Genomic DNA, 12,413 nt, shown 5'->3' with positions numbered 1-12,413 from the left:
CTATTTTAACATAATTTATATAAACTCACCAATCAATTTTTGAACAATATTTAAGTCCACTTTTTTATCAAGCAAAGGTTCACTATCTGATAAAGTAATATTTTGTTGATGATAAGTATTTCTTTTTTCTTTATAAATAACACCAATAGGTATTTTATCTTCAAATTCCATTGATTTTTGAATTGCTCCTAATTTATTTGAAGAATCATAATCTTTCTCTAAATGATAAACTCTGCTTTTATAATAAGCAAAAGTATTTATTTTGTTAAAACTAACACAAGGTTGCAAAATATCTACAATTGCGTATCCATCATAAGAAATTGCTTGTTTCATCATAGAAACAAGATGTTTTGTATCACCACTAAATGACCTTGCAACAAATCCAGCACCAGCTGAAATTGCTAAAAGTATGGGGTTTAATGGTAGGTTAGTATTTCCATTAGGCTGTATTCTAGTCACTTGACCTTCACTAGTTGTAGGTGATGCTTGCCCTTTCGTAAGTCCATATATTTGATTATCATGTACAAAATGAGTAATATTTACATTTCTGCGAATGTTGTGTATGAAATGATTTCCACCTTCTCCATATGAATCACCATCGCCTGAATTTACTATAACTGTTAATTTTTCATTTGCTATTTTAGCCGCTATAGCAACCGGTAAAGCTCTGCCATGCAATCCATTAAAGCTATTTGCGCTAATGTATTGAGCTGTTTTAGCCGCTTGACCTATACCAGAAACCATTAATACCTCATAAGGATCTTTATCTAGTTCTTCAAGCGCTGTCTTTAGACATTTTAATATATTAAAATTACCACATCCAGGACACCATGATGTTTTATAAGTATTAAAAGTATTCATATTATTGGTCTCCTCCTTTGAAAATTTGTGATACAATCTCTTCTGCAGATATTTGTCTTCCATCATATCTTAATATGCTTTGGCTACATTCTATACCAGTTTTTTCTCGAATCAAACTAGCTAATTGCCCTGTTGCATTTTGTTCTACATTTATGATATTATTCGTCACCATTGCCTTTTCTCTTAATAATTTTTCTGGAAGAGGATAAACATCTCCAAAAACTAATGCTCCATATTTCTTTTTCCCATCATTATTAAGGTTTTTAATTGCTTCAACGATTGCTCCATAAGTAGAACCCCAGCCAACAATTAGTGTTTCGCAATTTTCAAAACCAATAAACTCAGGATCTTGTAAATCTTCTTCTATTAATCTTTCAAGTTTTTTCATTCTTTTATCAACCATCTTTACACGTGTTTTAGCTTCTTCACAAATCCATCCTTGTTCATCATGTTCATGGCTATCAGCAGTGACAAAATTTCTTGATTTGCCTGGAATCAACCTAGGTGATACATAGTTATCCGTATAACGATATCTTAGATACTCTTCTTCCTTTTGTGGTGCTGTTATTGGTAGTTCCCAGCTTACTTTACTTAAATCATAAGGCTTCACACTTGAGGATGTGTCTGCAAGATATTGATCACTTAGAATAATAACTGGAATTTGATATTTTTCTGATAAATTAAAAGCTCTGACTGTTTGGTAAAATGCATCTGTATGGTTTCTTAATGCAATTACCATTCGCGGAAATTCCCCTTGAGATGCTGAGATTACAAATTTCAAATCAGATTGTTCTGTCCTAGTAGCTAATCCTGTTGCTGGTCCCGGTCTTTGAACATCAACTACTACAACTGGAATTTCTGCAACACCTGATAAACCTAAAGCTTCTACCATTAAACAAAATCCCCCACCTGATGTAGCAGTCATTGACCTAACTCCAGCAAATGATGCTCCAATAGCCATATTCATAGCAGCAATTTCATCTTCTGCCTGTTCTACTACTATTTCAGCCTCATTGCTTTTTGAAGCGATATAATCCATTATAGAAGTAGATGGAGACATGGGATATGCAGAGTAGAATTTCACACCTGCGGCAATTGCCCCTAATGCTAAAGCTTTATTGCCTGAAATAAGCATCCAGTCACTAAATTCTCCATTTTTACTTAAAAACATTGAATCTGCAATTCCATATCCAGCCTTTACAGCCTTTACATTCACTTCAATATTTTTTTCTTTTGTAGAAGCTCTTATTATATCTTCAAGTCCATCTAAATTTTCATTAAACATTTTTAATATAACACCAACTGCTATACTTCCCGCTACGTTTATATTTCCTATTTCTTTAGCCATTTTATTAATATCAAATTTGATTATCTGAGGACCGTCCGAATTCAAGCCTGAGTCACAAAGTATAAAACCATTATCTTTTAGCTTATTACTATGTAATTCTATCGTTTCATCATTAAGTGCTATTATAACATCAACTTTATTACTGTGGGAAGTTATAATTTCATTTCCAAATCGCAATAAAGAAAAATTATGTCCACCTCTTACACGAGACATAAAATCTTTAGTAGTAAAAACATAGTATCCAGATTTTTTGAAAAATTTCTCTAAAATAAATGAAGTAGTATCGATACCTTGACCTGCTTCCCCACCAATTAAAATATTGTACATATGTACCTCCATAGACTTTCTATTCATAATGTTACTTATTTATATATTATGATTAAGTAAATATAAAATGTTAACGAATGTATTTATTATACCCCCTACAGCTAAATTAAAACAAAAAGATGTCAATACAATTTAAATTACTTGTTTGCGAAGTAATTTAAATTGACTTTCATCTTTTTATATGTTTTCTTATATTTATTAATATCCTAAATCATTAACCTCCTGAAACAATATGTAGAAGTTTTATATTCATACCATTATTCAGAATTTCATCCTTTAATTTATCTAGGGCAATTACCTTTTCATCAACAACTACTAAAGTCATGTTATTGATAGATTCGCCTGATTCTTGCAAAGCATCATAAACAGACATTCCAATTTTATAATTTATTTCTCTATTATTTACAGTTATCATTTTTATTAGAAATCAAACAATACTTCTAATTCATAATCATTTATATCAAATTTTGAACCCGTTGCAAATGATTTGTCTTTATAGAAAAATCCTGGAAGTCTATCATCTTCAATAGTCATTCCTGCCATTTTATTATATTGCCTTTCCGTTAGCAGAGTTTTAACACCCATAGCGGCAACTCTTGAAAAATCGGCTTCTCCTCCATACAATGAAGCTACAAGTTCTCCAAGTAATGGTAAATTATTGGCAGCATGAGCAAATGCAAACAAACACATCATACTATCAGAGAAACAAATAGCAACCTGAAGTTTATTGGATACATATGCTTGTGCAGTTCTTCCAGCATCTTCAAAAGCACGCCCCATTGTTAGACCTGCGGTATGGTCTGCACCCATAGGACTTGTTGCATATGTTATACCAGTACCCTTAGTGTTTCGTGGATCATAACCAGCGAGTGCTTGGTGCTTAACAACTGGAATTCTCTCTACCCCTAAATGTTTACCAACTGCTTCACATCCATTACCTATAAGATTTCCAAATTCAGTTCCATCTTCCATTTCTTTCAGTAATGAAATAACAGCCTCAGAATCTCCCCAATTTATTTTACCTGATTCCATGCACATGGCTATTGCATTGGCCGTTTCTATAGTATCCACACCTAAATTATCACAGATACGATCCATTTGAGCAATTGCATCGAGATCAGAAATATGGCAATTTGGACCAAAAAGAGCTATTGTTTCATATTCAAACCCCGAAGTAAGGTATTTTCCATCTTTATCATTATAGCAATTTGAACATTGTATAACACATCCAGGTTGACATGGAATTTTGTTTCGACCACCACGAGCAGATAAATTGGTCATAAACTTATTTACTCCAACTTCTTGATATTCAGGGAACAACTTACCAGAAAAATTGTCAACAGGAAGTATGCCGTTTGCACCAGTTGCTTCTATTGTTGAAATTGTTCCAAAATTATGGAAAGGATCTTTTTTAGCTCCTGCTGCTATCATTTTATTAAATTTGAGACATGATTCATTAAATTTTCCCTCATCTGCATATTCAACCTTATATTTTTCCACGGGATTCTCTATTACTATGGCTTTAAGACATTTACTTCCCATTAATGATCCAAGTCCACCACGTGCGGCAGCACGGCTAGGATGATTTGAATTAAACTCAGTAACCTGTATTGAAGCGCTTTTATAAAGCCTTTCACCACCAATACCTATTGATATTACAGCAACCTTATCTCCATATCTTTCATTTATTTTTTCAACAAATTCGTAATTATTAATTCCCTTGTAAATATTTGCATCTTCTAATGACACATTACCTTTTGAGTCAATATGCGCAAACCACAATCCTTTTTCTTTTGGGATATTTTTAACTACTACCATTTTTATTCCTTGATTTGCTAATTGATATGCTGCATTTCCTCCAGCATTACTTTCCTTAATCCCTCCAGTTAAAGGACTTTTACCTCCGATTGAAAGTCTGTGTGCCGTTGTTAGCTTTGTTCCAGCAAAAATAGTATTACATATAACTAGTTGATTTTCACTGCCTAAAGGATCACATGTAGGAGGAACATTCCTAATCAAGTACTGAGCAATTAGTGCCCTGCCTCCTAATTCTTTGTATTCTTTTTCTATAGGTTCCTTTTTAATCTCAAGTTTTTCCATATCTATTGATAGTTTTGACCACATAGTCTTAACCTCCTTATTATTCATTAAATTAATTAAGCATCATAGGCCGATTTTATCATTTCAGCAATTCTCTTTGCTGTTATTCTATATGGTGCTATTGCCAAACCAGCATCGGCAGTTATTTTTGGAGCAACATTAACTGCATCTTCAAGAGAAATACCTAAATCCTTTAAATTAGGAATACCAACAGATTTAATTAATTTCCTCAAAGCTTCCCGTGCAGTTGACCCTACTTCTTCATATGTTGCATTGTCCTCTACATCAGCTCCTAAGCACTCACATATCATACGTACTTTATCAGATTCTGTTTTAGCTGTATATTCAATAACTTCTGGTAAAGCTATAGCACATGCGATACCATGGGGTATGTGAAAGGCTGCACCCAATGTGTGCCCTATAGAATGACCTAAGTGAACAAGTGCATTAGTAAAAGCCATACCTGCAAATGTTGAAGCTAATATCATATGTTCTCTTGCCTCTAAATTAGACCCATCCTTATATGCAATTGGCAACCATTTAGCAATTGTCCTGATAGCATCTCTAGCAAGGGCATCTGAAAGTGGATTTGATTGTCCTCCCGTTAGAGATTCTACTGCATGCGCTAATGCATCAACTCCCGTTGCTGCGGTTAATTTAGGTGGTAGCCCTAACGTAAGATCCGGGTCTACAATGGCAAGTTTAGCCAAACAAACAGGGCTTACAACACTATCCTTGTTTCCTCTTGATGTGCATGTAATAACGCACATATTTGTTACCTCACTGCCAGTACCACTTGTTGTTGGAATAAAAATCATAGGTACACCTGGCAAAAGATTTTTCTGAACACCAAAATAATTCATAATTGGAGGTTTGTTATTCATTAACACATTTACACCTTTAGCTGTATCCATGGAACTTCCTCCACCAACTGCAACTATAGAATCAATGTTCTCAGTACGAGCAATTTCTGCGGCCTCTTCAACCAAAATATCTGGAGGATCTGGTAATACTTTATCAAAGATAACGATTTCCATTCCTGCACTTTTTATATTTTCTACAATAACATCTGCTATTCCAACATCTTTGAGTCCTTTATCAAAAATTATAAGTGGTTTTTTACACCCAAAGCTTCGTAATTTCATGCCCGTACGTAGTGAAGAGCCACTACCCATGATAGTTGGAACAAATATTTCATATGACGTAATCATTCTATCTACTCCTTTCATATTTAATTTCCTATTTTTAAATTATATCAAAATATAATTAAACAGTATACGTACAGCAAACACAAAATAAAGTAAGTATTTTTGTGTAATATTCACAATAGGTGCTATCATCCAATTATTGCTTTTCTATTTTACTTTGTTTATTTTAATTTTAAGGATGAAAAAAAACAAATTTTATAGTATACTATATTATAAATAACGTACATCCATCTCTTTTCATATTCTAATTAAAGGAGAATTACAATGCGATTTATCGAGTTAGTAAATTTACTTAAAGAAAATCATGAGATTAATGTAATTATGGACTCCAATTCTAATAAAGTTACAGATATTAAATTAATAGACAGGAATATTTCTAAATGGGATGAAAATACATTATATTTAGGAAGTATAGATAATTTAAGTAATAAGCCCATCTGTCCTATTATGCTTTTTTGTATTGAAACTTACCCTGATTTACCTGTTGGAAGCAGTTGCATGCAAATACAAGAAAACGATTTAAATGATATATACAAAGAATCAATAGAATTAATTATTGAAGATTTGCGTATAGGTTCTGCTTTATTTGAATTAGCTAAATCAGTTATAGATAAAAAAAGCATAGTTCAAATTATTAATTTAGCTGCTAAAATTATAGGAAATGCACTAATTCTTGTAGATTCAGGAAACAAAATTCTAGCACATTCTACTATTTATGAAATTGCAGACCCTCTTTGGGCTGAAAATATAAAACGTGGATTCTGCTCTTTGGAATTTATGCAGCAAGTCCGTTCTAATAAAGAAATGTTGGAATGGAATAGGAATGGTTGTGAAACTAAAACAATCACATTGCCAGATGATTTACAACCAAAGCTTGTAGCTCGAATCATTCAAAATAGTCATGTTGTTGGTGCACTAATTATGATTGAACACCATACAGCAATTAACTATAGTCATCTTAAACAATTACCACTGATTGGTAACATTCTCTTTGATACTTTTAATTATGACGGCACCAAGGGAATACAAAAATCATTCAACAGCACATTTCTTTATAATTTACTTGATGAAAGAAATATGGACAATTTTGATATTTTTGATATATCAAAAACAAATTTTCCTGAAAAAATGTATGTAGTAGTAGCTCAATTTTTAAAAAGAATAGAAAATAACTATTTAAAGAATACAATTAGTTTATATTTAGAAAATATTTTCCCAAATGGAAATTCTGTCCGCTACAAAAGTTATATAGCAATTCTTGTTTCCTCGATTTCAGAAAAGCAAAGAAAAGAATTAACTTTTTTGGCTAAAAGAGAAAATATTAATATTGGTATAAGTTGGCCTTTTGAGGATATATTAGATTTCAAACGATTTTTTAACCAAGCGGTAACCTGTATTAAACAAGCCCACCATTTTGGAAAAACAAACCAAATATTTGATTACACATATTTCTCATATTATGACTTAATGTACAATTACTCGGGAAAAATAGATTTGAAGAACTATATTCATCCAGCTCTAAAAATACTCAAAAATTATGACACAGATTTCTATACAACTTTAAAAACATACTTAGAATGTAATAAGAATCTCGGTGAAACATCGGAATTATTGTTTATTCATAGAAATACATTAAATTACAGAATAAATCGCATAAAACAATTGACTGGATTAAATCTAGAGAATAGCAATGTAATTTATTCACTTATAGATTCTTTTAGAATTGAAGCATTCCTTGAATCGATGACTACAGATGTTAATAAATAAAAAAGATGATATATTTTTTTATTTCACAACTGTTATTTGTTTAACAGCTATGCTTTCAAAAAATTTATCATCCATAACTACAATTAATAAATTAGAATGCTATAATATTCTAATTTCTACTCAAGCTCCTTATGATGAATTTTATTTATAATAATTTGCTTAGCCTTTTCATGTCCATATTTGGCCTTGCCTTGAATTTCCGGAACTGGTGGCACATCATTTTTTGGCATATGCATTTTATGATTGCTTTCCGTTCCATGTGGTTCTTTTGGGTCTGGTCTTCTCATACCAGCTTTTGCCATATTTATCACCTCTTTATTAGTTTTTCACTTTTCAAAACAGTTATACCTGTTTTTTTATTTTAAATAATATAAATTTACATTCAAAAAAACAACAGGTAGACCATTTAGTCTACCCGTAAGATTTTAAATATTACAATTTTGCTCTTTTAACTGCACTTTCAATTATTGTGTTTCTATTTACTATGACTTTTTCATATTTACCTTTGCAAAATTCACCAAGGTAATCACTTCCCACAAATTCCAAATGAACTCTTTGTTTATCTACTTTTACTACTTTAATAACAATTGATATTTTTTCTCCTATTAGTGTAGGATGATAGTGAGAAAGCTCTAAATTACGACCAACAGTAATATATTCATCTGGCAACAACTTATCTAACATCTTACATGATACATCAATTATCGTAGAAAGAAGCGACGGTGATGAAAGAAGACTATCTATTGATGTTGAATTAGATATATATGAATCTGCTGCTGTTGTAACTTTCTCGTAAGTAATGGAAAGTCCTTCATAAATTTTATGGTTTATATTTGAATTTAACATAATGTGACCTCCTATTAATGATATCGTTTTCAATTAATTATACCATTAAATGAGATTTATTACAAGGGTCGAATTTTAATATCTTTTAGAATAAAAAGGCAGACCAAATAGTCTGCCTTTATGAATTAAATCTGTTTTCTATTTATTTGTTATTATTTCAATTTCATCACCAGGTTTAATATAACCTGGAATTATAATTTTTGTAAATATTCCCTCTCTTGGCATTACACAATCTCCTACAAGATCTCTAATTGCACAACCTGCATGGCATTCTTTTCCTATTTGAGTAACTTCCATTGTAACCTCTCCAACCTTCATTCTAGTACCTATAGGAAGTTCGAATAGTAAAACGCCCTCTGTAGTTAGATTTTCTGCAAATTTTCCAGTACATAATCCATCAACACCAACTGCTGTCATTTTATCAATACTTTCTTGTCCAAGTAAACTTACTTGTCTATGCCAATTTCCTGCATGAGCATCTCCTACAAGTCCATGGTCAACTTCAAAATATCCTTTTTCTATAGAAACCTTTGGTACACCTTTTGTTTCACTTATATTGACTGCTAGTACTTTAGCCATTTTTATTCCTCCATTATATTTGTTCCCTCTGAAAAATACCTGACTTACCACCTGTTTTCCTTATTAACATAACATCTGAAATTATCATTTCTTTATCTATTGCTTTACACATATCATATATAGTTAGGCCTGCAACCACAACTGCAGTCAATGCCTCCATTTCAACTCCAGTTTGTCCTGAATTTTTCACAGTTGAAATAATTTCAACTCTATTATATTCAAAATCAAGCTTAAAACTTATATCACATCCCGAAAGCATAATTGGATGGCACATAGGAATTATACTTGCTGTGCTTTTTGCACCCATTATTCCTGCAACCTGTGAAACTGAAAGAACATCACCCTTTTTCATAGTACCTTCATTGATTCTATCTAGAGTTTCTCTCTTCATATACACATAGCCTTTTGCTATGGCTTCCCTATTAGTTTCTTCTTTGTCACTTACATCAACCATTCTAGCTCTTCCCTGATCATTTATATGTGATAAATCCATTTTACCCTCCTATTTGATACATCATTTTATCGGTTTGACTTTTTTTATCTTCTGCTAAATGATGTTCATCAGGTTTATTGTATATTGCATCTTCAATTACTTTCTTTAACATTTTTTCATCATTAAAATATGGCTTTAAACTTATTTCATCATGTGAGTGTAAACAAGGTTTTATGGAACCTGTTGATGTAAGTCTAATTCTATTACAATTATTACAAAACTTACAGCTTATAGGACTTATAAATCCTACAGTGCCCTTTGCACCTTCTATTTTATATACTGATGCAACATTACTTTTATCCTTTATATGAATGAGCTCTTTATGATTATCGATAATTTCGTCAATTTTCATACTGCTTTTTTCGTAAAATTTCAATCCTTCACCTATTGGCATGAGTTCAATAAATCTAACTTGTACTGGCATAGCTTTTGTTAAATTGATAAAATCTTCCACTTCATCATCATTTATTCCCTTCATCAATACAACATTGATTTTAACAGGTTTTAAATCTATACTAATGCATTTTTCTATGGCAGACAAAACTTTACTAATATCTCCACCTCTTGTAATTTTCTTATACTTTTCTTTATTCAATGTATCAAGACTTATATTTACCCTATTAAGTCCAGCCTTTTTAAGTTCTTCAACTTTATCATATAACAAAATTCCATTAGTTGTCAATGATACATCCTCAATTGATGGCAGTGATGAAGTAAATTTAATAAGCTTTTCAATTCCATTTAAAATTAATGGTTCTCCACCTGTAAATCTAACCTTTTTTATACCAAGAGTTGCAAATGCACTAATCACTTTTTCAAAATTTTCAAAACGAACTATATCATCATGTGTTTTTTTTGGTATTCCTTCTTCAGGCATACAATAAATACATCTTAAATTACATCTATCCGTTAGAGAAACCCTAAGATAATCTATTTTTCTTCCTGTTTTGTCTAGCATCCTCTTCAACTCCTCATTGGTATATTATATCTCCTGTTTCAGTATAATCATATCCACCAAGTTTTTCAAGTTCTTCTTTAAAAGTTTTTGATTTTATTGTTTTAATGAATTCCTTAACAATGTTCATTTCTATATATTCTTCTGGAATAGCTATGTCATATTCTTCATTACAAACTGGTATAAAATCAAGATTCATCATAGTAGCAGCAGAGTATACCCCAAGTCCAACATCTGCATCACCAGCCGAAACAGCAGCTGCAACAGCTAGATGAGTGTATTCCTCTCTGAAGTATCCCGAGATTTTTTCTGGTGAAATATTTAATTTTTTAAGATTATAATCTAACAACAATCTTGTTCCAGAACCTCTTTGTCTATTTACAAATTTTAGTCCATCTCTGGACAGGTCCTTAAAATCTTTTACATTTAAGGGGTTTCCCTTTTTAACCATAAAACCCTGTATTCTTTTAACACATTTTACAAGGCATATTTTTTTGTTGGGAATATATTTTTCTACATAGGATTTATTATATTCACCTGTCTCCATATTAAGCAAATGTATTGGTGCCATATGTGCCTCCCCCTTATTAAGAGACATAATACCTCCCATGCTTCCAACATTAGCAGATGAAAGAAAATACATTTTATTTCTTTGATGCATGATATCAGATGCAATATCAATTATTGGATCATGACTGCCTATACAAACAAGAGTATTTTTTATATTTTCCTCAGAATTTAGCATCTTAATTTTTACTATTGTACCTGCTTCTATACCTTCTACATTTTGGTCAATTTCAAGAACTCCATCAGCCTTTACCAATGACATTGTTGCTCCAGCACCTCTTGCAAGTGGTGTTGCTATAAATTTATTATCTATGTACCCAAGCTTAACCCTAACAAACTCTAAATATTTAAGGGAGGACATTGCTCGTTTAGTAAGTGTTGCGTCAATAACTTTATCTACTTTACTTTCAATTCCTTGCAATCCTTCTACAATTTGCTTTGCTATTTTTTCCATTACAAAATAAGCTGAAACAGGAAATCCTGGAATACCTATGATTGGCTTGTTATTTACTTTTCCCATCATTACTGGTTTTCCTGGTTTTATTGCTACACCATGGATCATTAATTCACCAACTTCACTTATAACTTCTGAAGTAAAATCTTCTCTCCCAGCTGATGATCCTGCGTTTATCAACACCATATCACATTCGCTTGATGCTTTTATAACAGTGTTTTTGATTTCTTGATAATTATCTTTAACTATATTATATCGTTTGGCTATTCCTCCCCAATCACTCACCTGAGCAGAAAAAACTCTAGAATTAAAATCTATTATATCTCCTATCTTAAGAGATGTACCAGGTTCAACAAGCTCTGTTCCAGTTGGGATTATTCCAATTACAGGTTTTTTATATACCTCCAAAGAGTTTATACCACCAGCTATGAGCGCACCTATATCAACAGGTCTAATTTTATGATTAGACGGTATAATAAGCTGATTTTCAACTATATCTTCTCCTAACGGTCTAATATTCTGCCACGGAGTAGCACTTTGATAAATTTCAATTTTTTTTTCATCAACCTTTATTAAATCTTCAACCATAATTACGCAATCATATTCTCTTGGTATTGGATCACCCGTATCAACTACTATATAATCCTCAAATTCCTCTAAAATAACATGATTTCTATCAGATGCTGAAAATGTTTTTTCACTTTTTGTTGCAATTCCATCCATTGCTGATGAATTATAATGTGGTGACGAAATAATTGAAAACATAGGATTACAAGTTATTCTACCATTTGCATCCCAAGTACTAATTTTTTCTTTATTCAAACTAAAATTTCCTAATTTTTTTAAATATATTTCTATTGCTTCATTTAGTTCATAATTCGACAAATAAACATTTTGCACAAAATCAC

Annotated in this window: 12 protein-coding genes; 1 reads left to right on the top strand and 11 read right to left on the bottom strand. The window is 31.7% G+C overall.

The genetic code is table 11. The features are described 5' to 3' along the window. Window positions 1–15 precede the first annotated feature (15 nt). The 5 genes from J2Z76_RS14955 to J2Z76_RS14935 all read right to left on the bottom strand — a co-directional run bounded on the left by J2Z76_RS14955 (window position 16) and on the right by J2Z76_RS14935 (window position 5,865). Window positions 16–861 carry a 2-oxoacid:ferredoxin oxidoreductase subunit beta gene (locus J2Z76_RS14955; protein WP_209512863.1) on the bottom strand — a complete coding sequence of 282 codons (846 nt, stop codon included), beginning with the start codon at window positions 859–861 and terminating at the stop codon, window positions 16–18. Window position 862: 1 nt separating this feature from the next. Next, on the bottom strand, window positions 863–2,536 hold the full coding sequence (locus J2Z76_RS14950; RefSeq protein ID WP_209512862.1) for a 2-oxoacid:acceptor oxidoreductase subunit alpha: 1,674 nt from the start codon (window positions 2,534–2,536) through the stop codon (window positions 863–865). Window positions 2,537–2,750: 214 nt separating this feature from the next. Then, window positions 2,751–2,951, bottom strand: coding sequence for a MoaD/ThiS family protein (locus J2Z76_RS14945; protein ID WP_209512861.1), 201 nt, complete (start codon window positions 2,949–2,951; stop codon window positions 2,751–2,753). A gap of 5 nt (window positions 2,952–2,956) precedes the next feature. After that, on the bottom strand, window positions 2,957–4,660 hold the full coding sequence (locus J2Z76_RS14940) for an aldehyde ferredoxin oxidoreductase C-terminal domain-containing protein (RefSeq protein ID WP_209512860.1): 1,704 nt from the start codon (window positions 4,658–4,660) through the stop codon (window positions 2,957–2,959). A 32-nt stretch (window positions 4,661–4,692) separates the two neighbouring features. Beyond that, window positions 4,693–5,865, bottom strand: coding sequence for an iron-containing alcohol dehydrogenase (locus J2Z76_RS14935; RefSeq protein WP_209512859.1), 1,173 nt, complete (start codon window positions 5,863–5,865; stop codon window positions 4,693–4,695). Window positions 5,866–6,108: 243 nt separating this feature from the next. On the opposite strand from J2Z76_RS14935, the gene J2Z76_RS16910 reads away from it, so the two are divergent. Further along, window positions 6,109–7,611 (top strand): PucR family transcriptional regulator, encoded by a 1,503-nt coding sequence (locus J2Z76_RS16910; RefSeq protein WP_280922424.1) that lies wholly within the window; start codon window positions 6,109–6,111, stop codon window positions 7,609–7,611. Between the two features lie 116 nt (window positions 7,612–7,727). Here the strand turns inward: J2Z76_RS16910 and J2Z76_RS14925 are convergent, their stop codons facing one another. The 6 genes from J2Z76_RS14925 to J2Z76_RS14900 form a co-directional block, all read right to left on the bottom strand. After that, window positions 7,728–7,913: a hypothetical protein gene (locus J2Z76_RS14925; protein ID WP_209512858.1), complete on the bottom strand. Its 186-nt coding sequence runs from the start codon at window positions 7,911–7,913 to the stop codon at window positions 7,728–7,730. A gap of 130 nt (window positions 7,914–8,043) precedes the next feature. Then, a complete protein-coding gene (locus tag J2Z76_RS14920; protein ID WP_209512857.1) occupies window positions 8,044–8,457 on the bottom strand; it encodes a thioesterase family protein in 414 nt (137 codons plus the stop codon). A gap of 138 nt (window positions 8,458–8,595) precedes the next feature. Next, window positions 8,596–9,036: an MOSC domain-containing protein gene (locus tag J2Z76_RS14915; RefSeq protein ID WP_209512856.1), complete on the bottom strand. Its 441-nt coding sequence runs from the start codon at window positions 9,034–9,036 to the stop codon at window positions 8,596–8,598. A 13-nt stretch (window positions 9,037–9,049) separates the two neighbouring features. After that, window positions 9,050–9,529, bottom strand: a complete 480-nt coding sequence (gene moaC / locus J2Z76_RS14910) for a cyclic pyranopterin monophosphate synthase MoaC (protein WP_209512855.1) — start codon at window positions 9,527–9,529, stop codon at window positions 9,050–9,052. A gap of 1 nt (window position 9,530) precedes the next feature. Beyond that, window positions 9,531–10,487: a GTP 3',8-cyclase MoaA gene (moaA, locus tag J2Z76_RS14905; protein ID WP_209512854.1), complete on the bottom strand. Its 957-nt coding sequence runs from the start codon at window positions 10,485–10,487 to the stop codon at window positions 9,531–9,533. Between the two features lie 13 nt (window positions 10,488–10,500). Beyond that, window positions 10,501–12,405, bottom strand: coding sequence for a molybdopterin biosynthesis protein (locus J2Z76_RS14900; RefSeq protein WP_209512853.1), 1,905 nt, complete (start codon window positions 12,403–12,405; stop codon window positions 10,501–10,503). Window positions 12,406–12,413 lie beyond the last annotated feature (8 nt).

The sequence above is a fragment of the Sedimentibacter acidaminivorans genome (assembly GCF_017873955.1).
In the GTDB taxonomy this organism is placed as follows: domain Bacteria; phylum Bacillota; class Clostridia; order Tissierellales; family Sedimentibacteraceae; genus Sedimentibacter; species Sedimentibacter acidaminivorans.
Note: the sequence above shows the minus strand (reverse complement) of the source record. Positions and strands in the feature narration are given on the sequence as shown.

Bases quoted from the DNA above. Each gene is read 5' to 3' on its own strand.
- J2Z76_RS14955 (WP_209512863.1), bottom strand. From the start codon at position 861: ATGAATACTTTTAATACTTATAAAACATCATGGTGTCCTGGATGTGGT.
- J2Z76_RS14950 (WP_209512862.1), bottom strand. From the start codon at position 2,536: ATGTACAATATTTTAATTGGTGGGGAAGCAGGTCAAGGTATCGATACT.
- J2Z76_RS14945 (WP_209512861.1), bottom strand. From the start codon at position 2,951: ATGATAACTGTAAATAATAGAGAAATAAATTATAAAATTGGAATGTCT.
- J2Z76_RS14940 (WP_209512860.1), bottom strand. From the start codon at position 4,660: ATGTGGTCAAAACTATCAATAGATATGGAAAAACTTGAGATTAAAAAG.
- J2Z76_RS14935 (WP_209512859.1), bottom strand. From the start codon at position 5,865: ATGAAAGGAGTAGATAGAATGATTACGTCATATGAAATATTTGTTCCA.
- J2Z76_RS16910 (WP_280922424.1), top strand. From the start codon at position 6,109: ATGCGATTTATCGAGTTAGTAAATTTACTTAAAGAAAATCATGAGATT.
- J2Z76_RS14925 (WP_209512858.1), bottom strand. From the start codon at position 7,913: ATGGCAAAAGCTGGTATGAGAAGACCAGACCCAAAAGAACCACATGGA.
- J2Z76_RS14920 (WP_209512857.1), bottom strand. From the start codon at position 8,457: ATGTTAAATTCAAATATAAACCATAAAATTTATGAAGGACTTTCCATT.
- J2Z76_RS14915 (WP_209512856.1), bottom strand. From the start codon at position 9,036: ATGGCTAAAGTACTAGCAGTCAATATAAGTGAAACAAAAGGTGTACCA.
- moaC (WP_209512855.1), bottom strand. From the start codon at position 9,529: ATGGATTTATCACATATAAATGATCAGGGAAGAGCTAGAATGGTTGAT.
- moaA (WP_209512854.1), bottom strand. From the start codon at position 10,487: ATGCTAGACAAAACAGGAAGAAAAATAGATTATCTTAGGGTTTCTCTA.